This is a genomic window from Paenibacillus sp. XY044, from assembly GCF_002257645.1.
Taxonomy (GTDB): Bacteria; Bacillota; Bacilli; order Paenibacillales; family Paenibacillaceae; genus Paenibacillus_AQ.
In genome coordinates, this window is record NZ_NQMO01000004.1 from 404,230 (window position 1) to 424,196 (window position 19,967).

Here is a 19,967-nt window from a genome sequence, read left to right on the forward strand (position 1 = left end):
TCCGTATGAGGATTCCCCTTACGGTTACTTCTGGCTGCGGGCCAGTATAGCATTGGCCTCTTTGCGGAATTCCGCCGCCGCCTGGTCGATCGGAATTTTCTTGAACAGAATTTTCTCGCTCAAATCCCGCAGCAGCTTCTCGACTTCCACCGACCCGATCGGGTTCGGCGGGTCCGCCGGGCTGCTGTTCGACTCGGCCCAAGTCACATAATCAAAGATCTTCGCTTCGTTCTCGGTCAGGATCGGCTTCAGCGCGTCCTTCACTTTGGAGGATACCGGCACGCCGCGTTCGCCCTTGATCAGCTTGTTGGCTTCGATGTCGTTGATGAAGAAGCTGATGAACTTGGCCGCTTCTTCCTTCTGCTTGGACGATTCCGCGATGGAGAAGTACATGGAAGGCTTCAGGAACAGCCCTTCCTTCGTGCCCGGACCCGGCATCGGGTTCAGTTCCAGCGGACGATCTTTGACCAGATTCGCTACCGCCAGGAACTGGTTGGACCAGCCGATGCCCGAGATAGAGTGGCCGAGAACGATTTCGTCCTCTTCGGCGACGCCCTTCTTCTGCGCTTCTTTGTCGAGGGAGAGGATGTACCCCTTGTCATACCATTGTTGATAACGCGTGAAATAATCGATAAAGGCCTGGTCGTCGGCATAGCCGATCGTTTTACCGTCGTCGCTGTACATCTTCTGGCCGATCGTTCTTAGATAATACGGGAAGAACACCTCGTGATGGTAAGCGAATCCCCCGATTTGGAAGCCCTTCGCCTTGGCCTGCTCCCCGAGTTTGCCCATGTCGTCCCATGTCCAATCTTGAGACGGGATGTCAATGCCGTTTTTCTTCATCGTCTCCACGTCAAAGGTCGTCTGCAGGGCGTTGACCCCGAGGTTCATGGCGACGAGCTTGCCGTCGACCTCGCCGCCTTTCAGGGCGTTCTCACTGACGTCGGCGACATCCAGCGAACCGCTTTCGGTAAACGGCTTCAGGTCGGCCAGCTGGTTGCGGCTGGCGTACTGGCTCAAATACGAAATGTCCATCTGGATGATGTCCGGCAGCCCGCCGGCGACGGCTTGCGGCGCGAGCTTCTTCCAATAGTCGTCGAACGGCGCGTATTCGGGCTCGATCGTGACGTTTGGATGCTGCTTCTCGTACATTTCGATCACTTTCAGGGTGTAATCATGTCTGGATTGGCCGCCCCACCAGGCGATGCGAAGCTTGACCGGATCTTTGTTCTCGCCGGCGGATGTGGTCGACGCGGGCGCCGTGTCGCTTCCGCTGGCCGATTTGTCGCTGCTGCCTCCGGCAGAACAGCCGATCAGGCCAGTGATTAAGGAAAAAAGAAGAACGGCGCTTAACGCTTTTCTCATGTCATTTCCTCCCCCATAGGATTAACGGTTTATTGGTGTGCTCTATGTGGTACTGCTTACATTTCCAATTATCAACGCTTGCGGCGATCAGGGTAAGGAAAAAAACCGACCTGTTTGTTTAAAAAGCAGAGATGCCGCCCGTCAGCTTCCGGATATATTCCGACGGCGTGCAGCCCATCTGTTTTTTGAACACCTGGCTGAAATACTGCGGATTGTCGCCGAAGCCGAGCTGCTCGGCCATCTCGAATATTTTGGCGTCCGGATTTACGGCCATCAGCTCGGTCGCCCGCTGGATGCGGATGCGCATGACGTAGTTGGAAAACTTCTCGCCGGTCTCCTTTTTGAACAGCTTGCCTAGATAGTCGGCGTTCATGTACAGCATTTCGTGCGCGACGAGGTTCAGCGACAGGCAGGCGTTGCCGATCTGCTCCTCCACGATGTCGATCACCTTCCGCACGATGGCGTTGTATTTGAACGCATTCCGTTCGTAGTTGCGCTCGGTCATGTCCCGGACCGTCTCCTCCAGGAAGTACTGAATCGCCTGCAGCGAACCCATGTCGGCGATCTCGGAGATCTGCTTGTAGGCCTCAGCCATCCGGTCCGGTCCGTCCAGACGCACCAGCGCGGCGTACATCGAAATCGCGTACGATTTCGTCATTTCGATGCCGAGCTGCGCCCGTTTGAGCTCGCCGATGAACTCGGCCAGGGCGATAGCCGCCTCCTCGCCGTGACCCGAGCGCACGGGCAGCATCAGGCGCTCTTCGTCAAAGGCAAACTCGCTGACGCCGCCGTCAGGCACAAACGTGTCCTTCCGCGTAATGATCCCGCTCTCGTCCAGATAAAAGCGGTAATTCAGGCATTGCAGCGTTTCGCGGTACAGCTTCCGCGCGGACGTGATCGGACCGGGATCGCTGACGGCGACGGACACGTTCATTTTGTAATACAGCCGGAAGGTGTAGCGGATATCCTGCAGCCGGCTGTTAAGCAGCTCCTGGTCCTCCGGGTCTGCGATGAGGATCAGCGCGTGGTCGCCCAGCGTCGTGCTCATCAGCGTCGTTTGCAGCAGATCCTCGGCGATATTTTTGACGGCAAATTGGTGCTCGTAATCGGCCTCGCCCTCAATATGGCAGAGCAGCAGCCGGACGGGACGACCAAAATCGCAGGGAAGCAGGCTGCGGTATTCCTCGAGATCGCGCCTTCCGTAGGTTTTATTGGTCACGAACTCCCGGAGTACCTGTTCTTTGACATGGGGGATGACCTTCTCAAAGCGGCGTTTCATGTCCAGGGTAAAAGCTTCCCTCCGGTGCTCCTGATCGAGCTCGGCCGTCACTTCCTTCAGCGCCTCGGCGATCTTGGTTTCGTCGGTCGGCTTGAGAAGGTAATGCTTGACCCCGTACTGCATGGCCCGGTTGGCATATTCGAACTCCCCGAATCCGGAGAGCAGCACAAATTTGACGTTCGGGTGGGTGGCATAGGTTTGGGCGACCAGCCCAAGCCCGTCGAGTCCGGGCATCCGGATGTCACTGATGACAATGTCCGGCGGATCGGCTGTGATCTGGTCGTAAGCTTGCAGTCCGTTCTGAGCCGTTCCCATCAGCTCTGTTCCGAAGGCCGGCCAGTCGACCATTTGCGAAATGCCGTCCAGAATGATGCGTTCATCGTCTACCAAAAGCACTTTATACATGCTCAGATCCCTCCGTTTCTTTCGGTAACCTGATATGAATGCGGGTCCCCTGACCCGGGGCGCTGTCGATGGTGAGCCCGTAAGCCTCGCCGAACGCAAAGCGGATCCGCTCATCGATGTTGAGCAGGCCGATGCCGTTCCCTGCCGTGGCCAGCCTGCCTTCCCGCAGCAGGTCAAGCGTATCTGTCGCCATGCCCGGACCGTCGTCTTCGACCCTGAGGACAAACGCATCCGCTTCCTCCCGGCTGGTCAGGGAGATGGTGCAGGTGCCGACGGAAGGCTCCAGCGCATAATGAATCGCATTTTCGAGCAGGGGCTGAAGCGTCAGCTTCGGAATTTTCCGGAAGTGCTCCCGTTCGGGAACGTCCATGTGGAAGGACAGGCGCTCTTCAAACCGGAATTTCTGGATCGTAATGTAATGCTGCACCATTTCCAGCTCTTCCTTCAGCGTCAGGATCGGCTCCTTCAGGCTGACCGAATTGCGGAGCAGAAACGCCAGCGCCTGCACCATTTGGGAAATTTGCGTCTGCTTGTTGATTTTGGCCATCCAGTTGACCGACTCGAGCGTGTTGTACAGAAAATGCGGGTTGATCTGCGCTTGCAGCGCCTTGAATTCGGTCTCCTTGATCAGGAGGCGGCTGGCGTAGTTTTCGGTGATCAGGTCGTTGATCCGTTCGATCATGAGTCGGAACGTCCGGTGCAGCAGGCCGAGTTCATCCATGGCGGGCGGCTCCTGGTCGCCGGCAAGGATGTTGGCTTCGGCGAAGTTCCCCTTCTCCGCCAGCTTCATGCGCGCGATCAGATTTTCGATCGGGCGGGTAAGCCCCCGGGAGAAGCGGATGCCCCACAGAATGGCGAAGGTGAAAATCAGAATGAAGACGCCGATAACGATTTCTTTAATCAGGACGATCTGCCTGAAAATTTGGTTGAACGGGGTCACGTTCAAATACGTCCACCCGGTGGCGGAGGAACGGTTATAGGCGACAAAGTACGTTTTCCCCTGGATTTCCTTAATAAAATATCCGGTCTCGGATGTGATGGAGCTCTGGATGAGGGCGGGATCGAAATGGGGCTGCGAGGGATAAATCACGTCCGGCCCGGAGGTCACGATCAGGTCGCCTTCACCGGCACCGAGTTCGTGCACGATCCGCTCCATATTGATCCGCATGAAAATGGTGCCGATGTCCTGCAGGTCGAACATGGTGCCCGAGTAGGAACGGACTTGGCGGGCCAGGATCAAGGCCGGATCGGATGCATCGGGGAAGGTCCAGCGCGCCTGGCCCTCGGCGTTGTCCGCCAGCTTGAGGATGGTGTCCCGCTTCCCGGACTGGATAGGAACCAGGCTGCCGACATCCTGCTGGGCCCCGGCCGCATCGACCATGTGGATCGAGTAGAGGGACGGCTCGGACCCGACATAGGTGAGGAGCCGGTCGACCATGTGCTTGCGCAGGGTCAGGCGGTCGTAATCGGAGTCGCTTTGGGCGATGGACTTGAGCTGGGACTGGATCTGCGTGTCGGTGATGATATTGAAGGACAGCTGCTCGAGGCGTTCGAGCTCTTTTTCGATCGCAGAAGACGACAGATACAGCACGCGGGAGGACTTGACGTACAGCTGCTCGTCGTACACGGAGAAGGCGTACTGCTGCACGATCAGGGCAAAAGCAAAGGTCATGGCAACGATAAATGCGATCAGGATGGACAGCTTGTTCTTGATTTTCATATGCCTGAAACGGCTCTTCCAAGTCTGCACGGCTACTCCTTCCGCCCGCCTAGGCGGGATTTTTTGTACAACATTATGTCATCGCTTTGGAAACGCTGTCAACAGGCGGGAGATGCATAGGACAGGGCCTGGGGACGAATCGCAAGCCTGTGATTTGTCGGCATGGGGTTGGCCTAATGTCGTGATATTGAACGGTTTCTCGAACCGATGCCTTTCATGGGATCCTCTGCTGAAACCGTCTTTTTCTATGCAAAAAAAATTGGGAAACATTTCAAAACAAAGGCTTGCAATTATGTCGACCCGACATATAATATATATCGAAACGACATAATTAACGGAGGTGAGAACGGTGTACGAATTGTTCGTTCTGGGCGAACTGATGACAGGCGAGAAGCATGGCTATATGCTCCAGGACGTCTTGAACAACGCGGTGGGGCTCGGCCGGAAGATCAGCTCCGGCACGCTGTATCCGCTTTTGTCGCGGATGACGGCGGCCGGATGGATCCATTTGCGGATCGAAGAAGAGACGAAGGGTGGACGTACCCGGAAAATATACGCGATCACCGATGCCGGTCGGGAGCGTTTCGAAGGGTTGATGGAGGAGACGCTTGAGCCGAACCCGGAAGCGGAGGCTGCGCTCATCTTCCGCTTCAAGATGGTGTATTTCGGATACGTGCGGAGGGAGGTGCGCCTGGCCTGCTTGAAGGACTACCTGCAAATCATCCGGAGAAGCCGGGAATATGTGGACCGATTTGAGGCGTATCTGCAGTCGCAAAAGCCGGAACCCGCCAAGCAGCGGGACCAGCTGCTCCGGATGTTCGATTACCGCAAGCGGCTGGGGGAGGCGGATGAAGCCTGGATCACCGCAGAAATCGAGCGGATCGAGGCCGAGGAAGATTGAACAGGAATGTCGTGAAAGATGACGATCAAGGATATCGTTCAAGGGATTGAACAAGCACATGGAATTCAAGAAGATTCGTGCGTGTGAAACCAATTCAATCATGGTTAGGGAGGGACTCATCCATGGAAAGGTTATGGACGAGGTCGTTTATTCAAATCACGGCCGGCATGCTTGTGCTGTTCACCGGGTTTTACCTGCTGCTGCCGACGATGCCGCTTTTTATTAAGGAGATGGGCGGGGACGAATCCCAGGTCGGGCTTGTGACCGGCGTGTTCACGCTGAGCGCCGTCTTGTTCCGTCCCGTCGTAGGCGGACTGCTCGACCGTTACGGCAGAAGGCCCTTTATGATTTGGGGATTGCTGTTTTTTGTATTATCCATGTATCTGTATGACTGGGTTGGCGGCATTTCCGTTCTTCTCGGGCTGCGCATCCTTCACGGGGCCAGCTGGGCGCTCTCTACCACAGCGGTGAGCACGTCGGTCACCGACATCATTCCCACCCAGCGCCGTGGTGAAGGGATGGGCTGGTTCGGCCTGGCGATGACGATCGCCATGGCGGTCGGGCCGATGCTCGGGACCTGGGTACACCAGAGCGGCTCGTTCCACCAGTTGTTTTTGCTGGCGACCGGCTTGTCCGCCGCTGCATTCATCCTGGTCTTTCTGACCCGGATCCCGTTTCAGATCCAGACGGAGCGCCGGAAGATCGTCTTTTTCGAAAAATCGGTTCTTCCCGTCACCTCGTCGCTGTTCTTCCTGTCGGCGGCATACGGCGGGATCACGACGTTTCTGCCGCTGTTTGCCGAATCGGTCCGGGTGAATGCCGGTACCTTCTTTCTCGTCTACGCCCTCGCCCTGACGCTGGCGCGGCCGGTGGCCGGGAAGCTGGCCGACCGGCTTGGCGAAGTTTACGTGATCGTGCCGGCGCTGGCCGTCACGGCGGCCGGCCTGCTCGTTCTCGCCTTCGCCGGCGGGCTTACCGGCGTCATCATTGCGGCCGTGCTGTACGGCATCGGCTTTGGCTCGGCACAACCGGCCATGCAGGCGGTGAACCTGCGGCTTGCCGATCCGGAGCGGCGGGGCGCGGCCAGCGCTTCGTACATGACCGCCTTCGACCTCGGCATCGGCCTGGGCTCCATCCTGCTGGGCTGGGTGTCGCAGTACACGGGATACAACGCGCTGTTCGGGGTTTGCGCAGCATCCGTCGCTGTATCGGCGCTGATCTTTCTGGCGTTCGTCCGTAAACCGCTGGCCAAGCGGCAGGTGGAGCAGGCTGCCGTGGAGTAATAAGAACGGCTCGACAGAGCGCTGCTAGTAGGACTCGCTGAGGTGGCGCTATTGGCAAAGCCCTGTTTTTCTTATCAAAAAGAAAGGAATATTGGATGTAATCGCTTCCCCGCCAGGGTTATAATGGGAAAAAGGCTGCGACTCCGTCTCATGGGTTCACATCGGAAACGCGGCAAACTACTTTTGAAAAGAGGGATTCGATTGTCCAAAGGTCAGTTACAGTGGATTATTCCCGACGGGTACATCCCGCCGACGAGCAGCGGCCAGCTGGAAAGCCACGAATCGATTTGCGTGCTGAACTTAAGCGGAGAAGAAGTGACAGTGACGGTTAACGCCTTTTTCGAAGATCGGGAGCCGCTCCTGGGCATGGTTACAACCGTGGGGGGACAGCGGACGAAGCATATCCGCACGGCCCATCTGAACGCGGATGGGAATTACATACCTAAAGGGATTCCTTATGCCATGGAGGTGACCGGCAGCGCTCCGATTTTTGTACAATACAGCCGACTGGATTCTACGCAGGCCGAGAACGCGCTGATGAGCGTGATGGGATATCCGGTACAAGAGTAAAACTGCGCCATGAGGAAGCTTGGGTGTTATTCGAGGTAAAAGGACCAGAGCTTTTTTAAATAAGCCGGCAGCCATGCCCCGGCCACTTCTCAGAAGAGGCTGGGGCATTTATGTATCAAGGGGACTCATGCCTTGGAATGAAATCTATACTGTGTTAATGTTTTTCCCCATACCAAAGTGATCAGCATAACCACTAAGGCTGTTACAAGAAAAACGGAAAAAGTAGCGTAGCTTGAATCATAATTACTGCAGAATGGTCCGTTTGAAGATGGGGAATGATGTGCCATGCTTGCCAAATGACTCCTAGCATTACACTAGCCATCCATGCATTCCATCGATATTCAAGCTTGTCATATACATATCCTTGCCAACCAATCTCTTCACATAGAGCAGGAACGATAAAAAGCAAAAACAAACCAATGGCTGTTAGAGGTGAAAATGACAGAGGGGGTACGGAAGGGAGCAGGATCTTCATAACTCCGTAAGAAATGATCATGATCAGGGGCATGGATAGAAAAGCCGGAATATACCAGCTTTTGCGCTCTATTGTAATGTGAAGTATTTTCCTGCATAAATCTTTAACACCTTGAGTTCGATCTTTCTGATAAACCAGGATCAAAGCAGCAATCATAGGACATACAAACATCAAGGCGCTAATGGGGAGGTTGATATGTTGGCCGCCATACCTGCTAACCAAAACGGAATAGATAGAACATAGACCAAACCAAAATAGACCCAAATCGAAAGAGAAGAATGATGAGATGAGAAATTTTTCATAAAGAATTTAACCTCATTACGTTATTTGAGAATAAAACTTTACACGACGATCTGCCGGCCGTTCATGGCCGGGCTCCTTCAGGAATCATCAAGGCTTGCTGCACAGTCGAATTGTTGATCACAAGCAGCTTTCCGCGGTAGGGCTCCACGATCTGCATAATTTCCGGTTTTTCCTTTTTCGCGTGCCGGTAATTCCATTTGTACATTTTGCGGAGCATGCCGAACGACTGCTGGTAGTTTCCCTGCTCCAGCCCCAGTTTCTGCACGGTAAAACGCTTCAGAATGCGGTAATTGCGGACCCAGATCGGCGTGTCGACGTAAACGATTAGGTCCGCGTCCGCGAAGCTCCGCTGCACCCACTGATAATGGACGCCCTCGATAATCCATTGGTCCTGCTCGAGAATACCGTTCAGGATGCGGTCCCTTTCCTCGAAGCTGTTCTTTACGTCTCCGCCGTCCGTGCGCCTCCACACCATATTGTCCAATTCATAATAAGGTATGCCCAATTGCTCGGACAACGCTCTGGCCAGGGTGGATTTACCGCTGCCGACCGAGCCGATAATGCGAATTTTGTCCGGTGCCTTCGTGCCGTCTGATCTATGAACTGCCATGGGCTTCGCCTCCGTTAACCTCTATATCGGTTCATAAATTCGACTTTCCGGAAGGGAGCTCCTGCCTAATTAGTCCAACATTTCGATCCACCGGGTAAAATAGGCCAGCCCTTCAGGATCGACATGCTGCCTGCCGTAAGCGTCAAGAAACGTGTCGTGATATCGGTCTGTCTTCAAGTTGTAGTTCAGCGTCCACAGCCCGTAATACAAATCGTAGTGCCGGTCCCCGATGCCGCCGTCCCCGAGGTCGATAAATCCCCGGAACCCGAAGCTGTCCAGCATGATATTCGGCAGGCAGTAATCGCCGTGAATGATGACGTCGTCAGAGGGCGTATACCGAAACGGCTTCAGCGCTTCGTCCAGATCGGGAAGGGCTATCCCGGCGTCCTGAAGCATTTCCCGCGTGCGGCCCGGATACGGGCAGCCGTGCAGAGGCAGCGAATGCAGCATCCGCAATTGTTCTCCGAACACTTTTGCCAAGCGGGCGGGCTGTTCCAAAAAAGTCGGACTTGCCCCATTTTCGCCGGGCACCGGTTCGGTAAGCAGGTAATCATGCCCTTCGTCCGAAGCAAAGGCGATGGCCCTTGGTGCCAGCTGATGCGAATGCAGAAAATCCGTCATACGGTATTCCCGCTCCAGCCGTCCTTTCCCGCTGATCTTCAGAAAGAAGCGCTCAGCCCCCTCCACCCGCAAGGTTTGTGCCTGCCCGGAACAGCTGCTGTCATAGAAAACGGCGTTTGTCAAAAACGGCCGGACAGCAGCCGGTATGGATTCGATATCGACATACGTTTTCTGTCTGCTCATCTTTTCACCTCCGCAGCTTTTTTCAGTACAGCTTACCATAAAAAGTAACGGACGGCCCATCGATCCGGGTGAATTATAAATCCACCTGCAAATGACCGCTTGACCTTCACATGATGTGAGGGTTTACACTTGCTTTAACAGATGGCTGTATAGCCGATGAAGGGGAGTAACGATGATGCATATTAGCGAACTGTCTCGCGCCACGGGCGTGAGCCTGCGCTCACTGCGGTATTACGAGGAGAAGGAGCTGCTTCATCCCGTCCGGCTGGATAACGGATACCGGGAATACGGCCTGTCCGATGTCGAGCGCGTCCGGATCATCCAGCTGTACTTCAGCCTTGGGCTGAGCGCCAAAGAGATCAGCGATGCCTATCCGTGCGCCGGATCGGAGGACGTTCGGCGGGATTGCTTGCCTGGAGCGATCCGGGTGGGGGAAGCCAAGCTGGCGGAGATTGGGGAGCGGATCGATACGCTTAGAAGGGCGGAAGCCCATCTGCAGGAATGCCTGACCAATTGGAGACGTCAATTGGAGGAAGGAGGGGATCATGATGAGTAAGCGGGTAGCGCTGGTCACCGGCGGGAATCGCGGGATCGGAAAGGAAATCGCCAGACAGCTGGCGCAGAAGGGACTGCATGTCATCATCGGCTGCCGGAGCGAAGAGAAGGGGCAGCAAGCGGTAACCGAGCTTCGTTCGGAGGGACTTGGGCTGGAGGTTCAGATGGTGGATCTGCAAGATCCGGGAAGCATTGATGCGATGCTGGATCGAATCCGGCAGGAGCATGGCAGGCTGGACGTTCTCGTTAACAACGCCGGCATCATCCTGGACCGGGGCGTATCCGTCTTGGACGTTAAGGAGAGTGTGATGAAAGAAACGCTGGAGGCCAACTTCTTCGGCGCGCTGCGCATGATCCAGGCGGTGGTGCCGTTGATGAAGGAACAAGGGTACGGGCGGATCGTCAATATGTCGTCCGGCCTTGGTTCTTTTGAGGTGATGCAGGGACTCCTCGGGCTTAAGGGTTCATCCTCGGCTTACCGGATTTCCAAGACGATGCTAAATGCGCTGACGGTGCTGGTGGACCAGGAAGCCGCGGCGTACGGCGTCCAAACGAATGCGGTTTGCCCCGGCAGAGTGCGGACCGATATGGGCGGGACGGACGCTCCGCTCTCGGTGGCGGAGGGGGCCGATACAGCCGTGTGGCTGGCCACCGCCGGAGAAGACGGACCAAGCGGGGGATATTTTCGGGGACGTCAGGCAATTGCTTGGTGAATGGCGGACAGGGCTCCAAAAATCAAAGGCCGGGGATTATTCCCTGGCCTGCTGCGTAAGGAAATACAAAAACCAAACGGCGTGATTCTGCTCATCGGCAGCGGCCCTCAGGAAAGCCTGCTTCACGGCCGGATCGGATGCCCGGTCGGCGGCTTCATGGTAGAAGTCCACCGTGTTTTGTTCGTCCTTGAAGGCAAAGTGGAGGCCATCCCGGTAGTCGGATGGACATGGCTCATTGATGACAGGTGCCGGCTGTCTTCCGGTCAGGGTCGTGTACAGCCCGGCAAACGTTTGGTAGTGTCTGATTTCGTCTTTCCGGATCTCCGCGATCTGCTTCCGTTCTTCCTCGCTCGGTGCCGCACCCGCCAGCCGTTCATAGCAGGCGATGGCGGAGTATTCGCCGTTGATGGCTTTCTCAAGATCGGCGATCGAGGAGGCCGGAGCCCGATAGTCCCACGTATAGTAATACATCGTTGGTTTATCTCCCTTCGTAATGGATGCTTTCCTTCACCTTATTCAGCATCCTGGGCAAACGTCATTCATTCGGGCAAAAATAGCAGTAAGGAGGGAGGAAGATATGCCGATGCCCATAAAATGGATATTTTTTATTTTTAAAATATCCGTTGACACCCTTTCCTGGAAGCGCTATTATAGACGCATCTTAATCAAGTTGCTGCATCAAAACGGGAACGTTCCCAAAATCTTCATGGTTTAGATCCGGCCATTCTATTTTCTTAAGGGTCTTTCCCGTTCGATTGAATTCCTTTGAAGCAAAGCCGTGAGAGGCATGTCCTTCATTTTGGGAACGTTCCCAAAATGAAGCGGGAAACGGAATTCCGTGTCGGAACCTTTAAGGCGGGAGCCTTCATAAGGGTTGTGATGTTGGATCTGAGACAGGGAACAAACAGACAACGGCTTGTGCCGGCGGGTGTTCCCGGTAAAAAAGTGGCAGCCCCGGCCAAACAAGTCCTTTTCTTGAACCAAGGCTGTCTGGTAAAATGGGAACGTTCCCAAAAATGGTTTTCGTGCTGTTTCTTGCCATTGATTCCGCCTCAGCCGGTTTGGCAAGAGAAGGGGCCGAAGCCTAGGGAAACGATACATGGAGAGAGTGATTACAGTGGGTCCAACCATTCACGATGTCGCCAGATTGGCGGGAACAAGCAAAAGCACCGTGTCCCGTTACCTGAACGGGCAGCAGGTTAAAAAAGCAACGCAGGAAGCGCTGGATAAAGCCATCAAGGAGCTGAATTTCCACCGCAACGCCAATGCCCGCAGGCTGGTGCTTGACCGGACGAACAGCATCGCCGTCGTCGTCGACAACATTTCGAATATTTTCTATTCCGGCGTGATCCGGGGCATTGAGGGAGTAGCGAATCTGAAGGGATACAATTGTACCTTCCTCAGCTGGACTTCCAACTATGCGGAAGAAATATCCTTTCTCAACCTTTTGTATGAAGGGCAGGTCGACGGAATTATCCTGGTGAGCTTCCAAAAACGCAAGGACGAAGATCTGGAAAGAATCAGGGACTCGCAGTATCCGGTTGCGCTGATCGGGGATCACGGCGGCAAGGACGGCATCTTCGCAGTCGACGTGGACAACGCCGCAGGCGTTTACGATATCGTCGGATATTTGCACAGCCTGGGCCACCGGGAGATCGCATACATTTCCGGACCGCAGCATGCCGCCGCGAACCAGCATCGCTTTAACGGATATTTGCAGGCGATGGAAACGCTTGGGTTAACCTACCGGCCGGAATGGGTGGTGGAGTCGGACTGGAGCAGTCAGGGCGGTTATCAGGCTATGAAGCAGCTGCTTGAGCGCAAAGGCTTCTCGGCCGTCATCGGCTCCAACGACGAAGCGGCAACCGGGGCGCTGCGGGCCATCCAGGAGCACGGACTCAACGTGCCCAAGCAAATGTCGGTCGTCGGGTATGACGACATTTCGATCTCGGAATGGGTGTATCCTTCGCTGACGACGGTACGCCAGCCCTTTGAAGCCATCGGCCGAAAGGCGGCGGAAGGATTGTTCCAACAGATCGAGGGCGTCCAGGACAAGAGTGAAGAAGCGATCCATCTTCTGAAGCCGAAGCTCATCGTCCGGGATTCCTGCGGAACCAAGTAAAGAGTAAAGAGGGGTGAAAACGATGGGCTCCAAGGTCAACAGGTCATTTTACGGTTACATCTTTGTGGCGCCTTTCTTTATCGGTTTTGCCGTATTCGGGCTGATGCCGATTCTGTACACGCTTTACCTCAGCTTCATGAAATGGGACGGATTCTCGGATCCCGTCTATGTGGGGCTGGCAAATTATTCGCGGCTGCTGCATGACAGCTTCTTTTACCAGACGATCGGCAACACGCTGATTATTTGGATTCTGTCCAACGTTCCCCAGCTCATCTTATCGGTGCTGCTCGCGCTGGTGCTGAACGAGCGCTTTATCCGGGGCAAGCACTTCTTCCGGGCCGTGTATTTCTTTCCTCATATTATTACGCCGGTGACGCTAGGGGTGATTTTCTCCCTGATGTTCGACTGGCAGACGGGGACGATCAACAAGCTGCTCATGAGCCTTGGCATTATCCACGATCCGGTCAACTGGTTCAACAGCCCATGGTGGTCCAGGATCATTGCATCGGGGGTCATCTGCTGGCAGTACTTCGGGTTCAACATGATCGTCTTTATCGCCGGACTTCAGGGCATTTCGAGAGAAGTTTATGAAGCGGCGGAAGTGGACGGGGCCACCAAAAAGCAGACGGCGCTGCACATTACGCTGCCGCTGCTGCGCCCGGTATTCCTGTTCGTGTTCATTACGTCGGTCATCGGCGGCCTGCAGCTGTTCGATGCGCCGCTCATGCTCGGAGACGGGCCAGGAAACTCTTCCAGAACGATGGTCATGTATTTATATGAAACGGCTTTCAAAAACTTTGATTACAGCTACGGGGCGGCGGTCGCCTACGGAATATTCTTTGTGGTCATGTTCTTTACGGCCATTACGGCCAAAGCATCGAAGCTGAAGGATTAAGGAGGTTCACCTTCATGGCTAAAATACTTACCCGAGGCATTCTGTACCTCTTTCTCGTCGCTGTGGCGGCGACGTGCCTGCTGCCCTTTTACAGCATGATCATAACGTCCACCCATGCCAACTCGGATATCGCGCGCAAGCTGCTGCTCATTCCGGGAGACCAGTTCCTCGACAACTACGCGAGGCTGAAGGACACGGTTAACATTTGGCGGGGCTTCGGGAACACCGTCCTGATCACCGTCACATCGACGATCATTAACGTGTACTTTGCGGCGCTGGCCGGGTATGGCTTCTCGAAATGCAACTTTAAGTACAAAAACGTACTGTTTATGTTCGTCCTGGGCACCATGATGATTCCGGGCCAGCTCGGCATCATCGGCTTCTTCAAACTGATGGATTCGCTGAACATGCTGAACACGTACTGGCCGCTCATTTTGCCGTCGATCCATAACGCCTTCGGGATCTTCCTGATGAGACAGTTCGCGGATTCCTCGGTACCGACGGAAATTATTGAATCGGGCCGGGTAGACGGCTACGGGGAATGGCAAATTTTTAACCGGATTGTGCTGCCGATTATGGGCCCGGGGCTCGCGACGCTTGGCATCTTCGCTTTTATCGGCAAATGGAACGATTTTCTCACGCCGATGATCGTCCTCTTCGACAACAACCTGCAGACGCTGCCGGTCATGATCGCGAGCCTGAAATCCCAGTTCACATCGGACTTTGGCGCGCAGTATGTAGGCATTGTAATTGCAGTCGTTCCGATTCTCGTCTTCTTCTCATTCATGTCCAAGCGGATCATCGACGGCGTGGCGGCGGGAGCGGTCAAAGGCTGATCCAATGAAGCAGGTTGTATCCGGCTTGAATCCCAGACTTCAGGGAAAGAGGTGATAACCGGGAAACGGCGCAGTGAACCGCCAGGGCAACACAGTCAATTGAAAGCGCTCTATCATTTGCGGGACCTAAGTCCACGCATGCACTTCAATCACGACCAAAAGGGGAGATCGGTTTTGAAAACGAAGAAATGGCTGATGATGGTGCTGTCCGTCCTGCTGGTCGGCAGCATGCTGGCCGGATGCGGAAGCAAGGCTTCGGACAGCAGCAGTACGGCAAGCGGAGGCGACGCCGGCAAGGCCGCCGAATCCGGCGAGCTCAAAGGTCATTTGGTTATCTGGACGTTCTTTGACCAGGTGAAGGATATGGCCGACCAGTTTCAGGCGAAAAATCCCGGCGTCACCGTAGACGTCAAAATGTTCCCGGGTGACCAATATCAGACGAAGCTGCTGACCGCGCTGCAGTCCGGACGCGACGTTCCCGATATTTTCGACCTGGAGCGCGGGTATATCGGCAAATTCATCGATTCGAAGTTTTTGACGGACTTGTCGGCGATGGGCGCCGAGGATCTGGTGAAGGATTACATCCCTTACGTCCAGGAGCTGGGACGCTCCCAGGACGGCAAGCTGCGGGCGATTTCCGACCACTCTTCTCCGGGCGGCTTCTGGTACCTGCGCGATACGGCCAAGAAGTATCTCGGGACGGATGACCCCGACAAAATCAGCGATATGGTCAGCTCGTGGGACAAAATCATCGAGCTCGGCAAAAAAGTAGCGGCGGACAGCAGCGGCAAAGTGCATCTGATCCAAAACGCCGGCGACCTGTTCGACATCGAGGCCTACAACACCCAGCCGTGGGTGAAGGACGGCAAGCTGAACATCGATCCGAAATGGCAGACGATCTATCAGACGCAGCTGGATATCCGCAATAACAACGTGGACGCCAAGCTCCCGTTCATGTCGGCGGGCTGGGGTAACGCGCTGAACGACGGCAGTGTCGTGCTGACCTCGATGCCGGCATGGGCCGGGTTCATGGTCGACAACAAGGACGACAAAGCCAAAGGCAAGTACGGCGTTGCCAAAACGCCGGAAGGCTTCTACTCGGGCGGAACGTACCGCGGCATCTACGAAAAGTCCAAGAACAAGGATCTGGCGTATGAGTTCATCAAATATATCGCCGGTGAAGAATGGCAGCAGCACAACCTGGAAAAAACGGGCAACATGCCGGGGAACAGCAAAGTGTACGAAGCCAACCTGGATACGTATAAATCCCCGCTGTTCGGTGACGAAAACGTACTGAAGCCATATTACGAGACCGTCGTGAAAATTCCGGCAACCAAAGCGGATAAATACGGTGAAGACATCATGAGCAAGTGGAGAAAAGTCGCAGGTGACGGCGTGACCAACAACCGCAGCTACGACGATGTCGTGACAGACTTCAAAAAAGAAGTGAAGAACGCTTTCCCTGAGCTGAACGTGGACTGATCGCCCGATTAGAGGCAGGAATGACAGATAAAAAGACGCGGCTGCTTTTCGGATGGGAAGAGGAGCAGCCGCTCCATTTTTGGAAGGAGAAAAGCCCGATGAGCAGCATACATGAATATATCAGCGAACTACGGATCATCGACGGACATGAGCATTTGGCGACTCCGCAGATCAGAAAAAGAGAACAGCAGGATTTTTTCTCCCTGATGCATTACCTCGATTCCGACTTCATTACGGCAGGGATGCAGCGCGGGGCTCTAAGCGGCCGGCTGCGCAGCGACGAAGAGAAGGCGGCCACCTTTTTGCAGTATTGGCAGCGCGCGAACAACACCACATACGCGAACATGTTCCGGACGGCCATGAAGGATCTGTACGGCTTTGAAAACTGGACCGTTCAGGGGATTCTGGAGGTTAACGAGAAGGTCAAAGCGGCGACGAACAATCCGGACTGGTACCGGGAAGTGCTGTACGAGCGCTCGCAAATCGACCTGGCGTTCACGCTGATCCAAACGACGCAATTGGACTATGAGCTGTTCCGCCCGATTATGTTTATGGATTTTACTTTTAAACTTCGAACACTGAAGGATATTCACGACGTCGAGAACGCGTCCGGGATGCGCGTGCATTCGTTCCCGGGTTATCTCGAAGCGGTGGATGCCTTATTGCATAGATACAAACAGGAAGGTATGGTCGCGACGAAGCTGGGCCATGCATATTGGCGGAGCCTCGCCAGCACCAAGCCGACGTTCCACGAAGCAGAGATCGTCTTCAACCGGCTGCTGGGCTATACGCTGGAGGACGGGCTGTCCAAGGACGAGACGCTGGCGCTGCAGGACTACCTCATTCATTTTATCATCCAGCGTTCCATCGCCTATGAGCTGCCGATCCAGATTCATACCGGCCATCATGAGTCGAGCGTGTCCGGCAACGGCAACATCCTGACCAACTCGAACGCGGAGCTGCTGCTGCCGCTGCTGGCGCAGTACCGGGACGCCAAATTCGTCCTGCTGCACTGCGGTTTTCCTTACCATCAGTCGTACCTCAGCATCGCGAAAAATTATCCGAATGTGTATACCGACTTTACCTGGGTGCACATCATCTCGCCGACGATCGGCAAACAGATTCTGCATCAAATGATCGAAATGGTTCCGCAGACGAAGATCCAGGGGTTCGGCGGCGACTACAACCATATCGAAGGAACCTACGCGCATCTGAAGCTGGTGCGGAACATCGTGGGCGACGTGTTAACCGAGAAAGTTCAGGAGGGCAGCATGACGGAAAAGGCGGCGATGGAATTCGCCAAGCGCATTTTCCGGGACAACCTGATCGAGATATACCAGCTGGATATGTGATGTAGAAAAGTTTCTGGGAAAAGCATGCTATCGGAAGAAAGGCGGGAGTCAATCGTGGGATGGAAGGCAGAGGCAGATGGTGGTGAGCGTTACGTACTGAACGTGTATCGGCCCGATGAAGAGCAGGGGGAGGCTGCGCTGCGGTTCGATCATTTGATCGAAGCATGGAGCCCGCTGGACGGGTCCATCTCGGAGGTTCCGATCGAAAGGGTGGAAGCCCTGACGGATGGAGGGCTGACGATGTCCGGGTCTTCGGGCGAATTTGCTGCGGAAGCGAAATGGGAAGCGGTGAAAGAAAGCTGTGACGGCTACGACGTCACCCTTCGTTTAACGTATAACGGGAACGTTCCCAAAAATATGGGGCTGACGCTGCGGGCGGAGGTGGCCGGTCCGGGGAAGCCGGACTGGATGATTCCCGGCGCCTTCTACAAGGAAAACCGCTTTGAGAAAAATTTGCGGCGCTATCCCCGCTACGACTACCGGGGCGGAGATCCGGAGCAGATGGTATCGGATTACTGGTCCTTCCGCTCGGACCGGGCGGCGCTGCCGGCGGTGTTTGCCTGGAACGACGCGCTGTGCGGCGCGCTCTGCACGGAAGAGATGTCGGAGCTGGGTCTGACGGGCCTCGGTTTCCGGGGCAACGCGGACGGAACGGCAATCTGGCTGAACTTCCCGTATCGGGAGGAGCCGGTGACGTTTGTCGGCGAACCGGTTCCGGCGCCGGCGGACCTGACGTCGGCGCGGTTCGAGCCGGGGCAGCAGGTGACGCTGCGTTACCGGGTGTATACGGCGGCAGGCGATCCCCACGCGTACGATCCGTTCGTGCGCCGGATGTACCGGCTGCATGCCGAAGCCTACCCGCTCCGGCCATGGATGGATCTGGACGAGGGGGCGCAGCTGACCGCGCATGGTTTGTTTACGTGGCATTATCGTCCGGAGCACCGCATATTGTACGAAACGGCGGCGTTTGACCGCGAGCTGAACAACAACGTCAAAGGGCAGGGGGACCGCCCTCATATGCACGTGGGCTGGGTCAGCGGAGCGCCGTACGCGCATGCGCTGCTGACGTACGGGCGCAGGCAGGGCATTGCCGAGTACACGGCGGCCGGCATGGATGTGCTGAGCAAAATCGCCGAGGGCTTGTCGCCGAGCGGCATTTTCTGGGCGTCCTGGATCGAAGGCCGGGGCTGGAACGCCGGCTGGAATCCGAAGCCCGATTGGCTGCAGGCGAGAACGGCAGCCGAAGCAACGCTGTTCATGATTCGGGCGCTGGCCTTTGAGCGCGGGCAGGGCGTATCGCATCCGGACTGGGAAGCGGCGGCCTTGTCGAACCTGAACTTTGCGGCTTTCTGCCAGCGAAGCGACGGCAACTTCGGGTCCTATTACCATGCGAAGACCGGGGAGGTCGAAGAATGGGACGGCGCCGGCGGCATGCTGTGGATCGCGGCGCTGCTCGAAGGCGCGGCTTTGTTCGGGGATACGAGGTTTGCCGAAGCCGCCGTGCTTGCCGGAAGCTACTACGAGAAATTTATCAAGGATGAATATATTTACGGCGCTCCGGAGGATGTGCATCTGACGCCAACCTCGGAAGACGCCTATAACGCCGTCGCCGCCTATGTGCTGCTGTATGAATTCGACCGGCAGCCGAAGTGGCTGGAGCTGGCATCCAGCGCGGCGGACTGGATGATGACGTTCCGCTGGACGTATAATCTGTGCTTTCCGCGTCATACGCTGCTGGCGCAATACGATTTCCGCTCGCGGGGAGCGGATCAGGCGTCCACGTCGAACCAGCATCTGCACAACTACGGCCTGTTCTGCGTGCCGGAAATGCTGAGGCTGTGGAAGCATACCGGCGACCGTTATTACCTGGACCGCACCCGCGACCATATTGCCTGCTTCCTGCAGTTTATCGCGCGGGAAGACGGGGACTTCAACGCCTATAAAGGCATGGTCACCGAGCGTTATTACAACACGAACTGCTTCCAGCCCAAAGGAATGATGCTGACCCTGTCGCACTCCTGGTGCATCGGCTTGATTCTGTACGCATCCCAGGAGGCGGCGGAATACGCGGCGGAGCTGGAGCTGAGCAAGCTGATCGAAAACTGAAGGATCGAAAAATAAATGTTCGGAAAACCGAGGGCTGATTGCTTAAGCCAAAAATGCGTTCTGTCCTCTGTGAAACGCCGGTAAACGTTCTTCGTCCCATCGAACTTACCTTCCGGCGAGAAAAAGGATTTCAGGGCGCAAAAGCGGACGACCAGAAGGTGCGTCGCTTTCCGCCCGCGAAAAGTATAAGG

General features: G+C 55.6%; 18 protein-coding genes. 11 read left to right on the forward strand and 7 right to left on the reverse strand.

Features of this window, described 5'->3' with window-relative positions:
* Positions 1–24 precede the first annotated feature (24 nt).
* The 3 genes from CJP46_RS19220 to CJP46_RS19230 form a co-directional block, all read right to left on the reverse strand.
* A complete protein-coding gene (locus CJP46_RS19220; RefSeq protein ID WP_094597238.1) occupies positions 25–1,365 on the reverse strand; it encodes an ABC transporter substrate-binding protein in 1,341 nt (446 codons plus the stop codon).
* Positions 1,366–1,483: 118 nt separating this feature from the next.
* On the reverse strand, positions 1,484–3,049 hold the full coding sequence (locus CJP46_RS19225; protein ID WP_094597239.1) for a response regulator transcription factor: 1,566 nt from the start codon (positions 3,047–3,049) through the stop codon (positions 1,484–1,486).
* Complete coding sequence (locus tag CJP46_RS19230) at positions 3,042–4,799, reverse strand: cache domain-containing sensor histidine kinase (RefSeq protein ID WP_094597240.1); 1,758 nt, start codon at positions 4,797–4,799, stop codon at positions 3,042–3,044. The genes CJP46_RS19225 and CJP46_RS19230 overlap by 8 nt, the downstream gene beginning before the upstream one ends.
* Before the next feature lie 319 nt (positions 4,800–5,118).
* On the opposite strand from CJP46_RS19230, the gene CJP46_RS19235 reads away from it, so the two are divergent.
* From CJP46_RS19235 to CJP46_RS19245, 3 genes are all read left to right on the forward strand, one after another.
* Positions 5,119–5,670, forward strand: coding sequence for a PadR family transcriptional regulator (locus CJP46_RS19235; RefSeq protein WP_094597241.1), 552 nt, complete (start codon positions 5,119–5,121; stop codon positions 5,668–5,670).
* Positions 5,671–5,792: 122 nt separating this feature from the next.
* Positions 5,793–6,953, forward strand: a complete 1,161-nt coding sequence (locus tag CJP46_RS19240) for an MFS transporter (protein WP_094597242.1) — start codon at positions 5,793–5,795, stop codon at positions 6,951–6,953.
* 201 nt (positions 6,954–7,154) lie between these two features.
* Complete coding sequence (locus CJP46_RS19245; protein ID WP_179281233.1) at positions 7,155–7,523, forward strand: sensory rhodopsin transducer; 369 nt, start codon at positions 7,155–7,157, stop codon at positions 7,521–7,523.
* Positions 7,524–7,725: 202 nt separating this feature from the next.
* Here CJP46_RS19245 and CJP46_RS19250 read toward each other — a convergent pair whose 3' ends face one another.
* The 3 genes from CJP46_RS19250 to CJP46_RS19260 all read right to left on the reverse strand — a co-directional run bounded on the left by CJP46_RS19250 (position 7,726) and on the right by CJP46_RS19260 (position 9,715).
* Complete coding sequence (locus tag CJP46_RS19250; protein WP_179281234.1) at positions 7,726–8,154, reverse strand: CPBP family intramembrane glutamic endopeptidase; 429 nt, start codon at positions 8,152–8,154, stop codon at positions 7,726–7,728.
* 208 nt (positions 8,155–8,362) lie between these two features.
* Complete coding sequence (locus CJP46_RS19255) at positions 8,363–8,911, reverse strand: AAA family ATPase (protein ID WP_094597245.1); 549 nt, start codon at positions 8,909–8,911, stop codon at positions 8,363–8,365.
* Between the two features lie 69 nt (positions 8,912–8,980).
* Positions 8,981–9,715 (reverse strand): aminoglycoside 3'-phosphotransferase, encoded by a 735-nt coding sequence (locus CJP46_RS19260; protein WP_094597246.1) that lies wholly within the window; start codon positions 9,713–9,715, stop codon positions 8,981–8,983.
* 172 nt (positions 9,716–9,887) lie between these two features.
* On the opposite strand from CJP46_RS19260, the gene CJP46_RS19265 reads away from it, so the two are divergent.
* Together CJP46_RS19265 and CJP46_RS19270 are read left to right on the forward strand one after the other, a co-directional pair.
* Complete coding sequence (locus CJP46_RS19265; RefSeq protein ID WP_306431058.1) at positions 9,888–10,271, forward strand: MerR family transcriptional regulator; 384 nt, start codon at positions 9,888–9,890, stop codon at positions 10,269–10,271.
* Positions 10,261–10,983, forward strand: coding sequence for an SDR family oxidoreductase (locus CJP46_RS19270; protein ID WP_094597247.1), 723 nt, complete (start codon positions 10,261–10,263; stop codon positions 10,981–10,983). The genes CJP46_RS19265 and CJP46_RS19270 overlap by 11 nt, the downstream gene beginning before the upstream one ends.
* Before the next feature lie 36 nt (positions 10,984–11,019).
* Here the strand turns inward: CJP46_RS19270 and CJP46_RS19275 are convergent, their stop codons facing one another.
* Positions 11,020–11,454: a ferritin family protein gene (locus tag CJP46_RS19275; RefSeq protein ID WP_094597248.1), complete on the reverse strand. Its 435-nt coding sequence runs from the start codon at positions 11,452–11,454 to the stop codon at positions 11,020–11,022.
* Positions 11,455–12,082: 628 nt separating this feature from the next.
* On the opposite strand from CJP46_RS19275, the gene CJP46_RS19280 reads away from it, so the two are divergent.
* From CJP46_RS19280 to CJP46_RS19305, 6 genes are all read left to right on the forward strand, one after another.
* Positions 12,083–13,105 carry a LacI family DNA-binding transcriptional regulator gene (locus CJP46_RS19280; RefSeq protein WP_094597249.1) on the forward strand — a complete coding sequence of 341 codons (1,023 nt, stop codon included), beginning with the start codon at positions 12,083–12,085 and terminating at the stop codon, positions 13,103–13,105.
* Between the two features lie 22 nt (positions 13,106–13,127).
* On the forward strand, positions 13,128–14,000 hold the full coding sequence (locus CJP46_RS19285) for a carbohydrate ABC transporter permease (protein ID WP_094597250.1): 873 nt from the start codon (positions 13,128–13,130) through the stop codon (positions 13,998–14,000).
* Positions 14,001–14,014: 14 nt separating this feature from the next.
* The gene (locus CJP46_RS19290) at positions 14,015–14,836 is read left to right on the forward strand and encodes a carbohydrate ABC transporter permease (RefSeq protein ID WP_094597251.1); all 822 of its coding nucleotides are present in this window, start codon (positions 14,015–14,017) and stop codon (positions 14,834–14,836) included.
* A 174-nt stretch (positions 14,837–15,010) separates the two neighbouring features.
* Complete coding sequence (locus tag CJP46_RS19295; RefSeq protein ID WP_179281235.1) at positions 15,011–16,318, forward strand: ABC transporter substrate-binding protein; 1,308 nt, start codon at positions 15,011–15,013, stop codon at positions 16,316–16,318.
* A 98-nt stretch (positions 16,319–16,416) separates the two neighbouring features.
* Complete coding sequence (locus tag CJP46_RS19300) at positions 16,417–17,670, forward strand: amidohydrolase family protein (protein ID WP_179281236.1); 1,254 nt, start codon at positions 16,417–16,419, stop codon at positions 17,668–17,670.
* Positions 17,671–17,724: 54 nt separating this feature from the next.
* Positions 17,725–19,776, forward strand: coding sequence for a YyaL domain-containing protein (locus CJP46_RS19305; RefSeq protein WP_094597254.1), 2,052 nt, complete (start codon positions 17,725–17,727; stop codon positions 19,774–19,776).
* Positions 19,777–19,967: the final 191 nt, after the last annotated feature.

What these genes read in the sequence shown, in the direction of transcription:
- CJP46_RS19250 (WP_179281234.1), bottom strand. Translation starts at nt 8,154, where the DNA reads ATGATTGCTGCTTTGATCCTGGTTTATCAGAAAGATCGAACTCAAGGT.
- CJP46_RS19280 (WP_094597249.1), top strand. Translation starts at nt 12,083, where the DNA reads ATGGAGAGAGTGATTACAGTGGGTCCAACCATTCACGATGTCGCCAGA.
- CJP46_RS19255 (WP_094597245.1), bottom strand. Translation starts at nt 8,911, where the DNA reads ATGGCAGTTCATAGATCAGACGGCACGAAGGCACCGGACAAAATTCGC.
- CJP46_RS19240 (WP_094597242.1), top strand. Translation starts at nt 5,793, where the DNA reads ATGGAAAGGTTATGGACGAGGTCGTTTATTCAAATCACGGCCGGCATG.
- CJP46_RS19300 (WP_179281236.1), top strand. Translation starts at nt 16,417, where the DNA reads ATGAGCAGCATACATGAATATATCAGCGAACTACGGATCATCGACGGA.
- CJP46_RS19270 (WP_094597247.1), top strand. Translation starts at nt 10,261, where the DNA reads ATGATGAGTAAGCGGGTAGCGCTGGTCACCGGCGGGAATCGCGGGATC.
- CJP46_RS19275 (WP_094597248.1), bottom strand. Translation starts at nt 11,454, where the DNA reads ATGTATTACTATACGTGGGACTATCGGGCTCCGGCCTCCTCGATCGCC.
- CJP46_RS19285 (WP_094597250.1), top strand. Translation starts at nt 13,128, where the DNA reads ATGGGCTCCAAGGTCAACAGGTCATTTTACGGTTACATCTTTGTGGCG.
- CJP46_RS19220 (WP_094597238.1), bottom strand. Translation starts at nt 1,365, where the DNA reads ATGAGAAAAGCGTTAAGCGCCGTTCTTCTTTTTTCCTTAATCACTGGC.
- CJP46_RS19260 (WP_094597246.1), bottom strand. Translation starts at nt 9,715, where the DNA reads ATGAGCAGACAGAAAACGTATGTCGATATCGAATCCATACCGGCTGCT.
- CJP46_RS19225 (WP_094597239.1), bottom strand. Translation starts at nt 3,049, where the DNA reads ATGTATAAAGTGCTTTTGGTAGACGATGAACGCATCATTCTGGACGGC.
- CJP46_RS19265 (WP_306431058.1), top strand. Translation starts at nt 9,888, where the DNA reads ATGATGCATATTAGCGAACTGTCTCGCGCCACGGGCGTGAGCCTGCGC.
- CJP46_RS19290 (WP_094597251.1), top strand. Translation starts at nt 14,015, where the DNA reads ATGGCTAAAATACTTACCCGAGGCATTCTGTACCTCTTTCTCGTCGCT.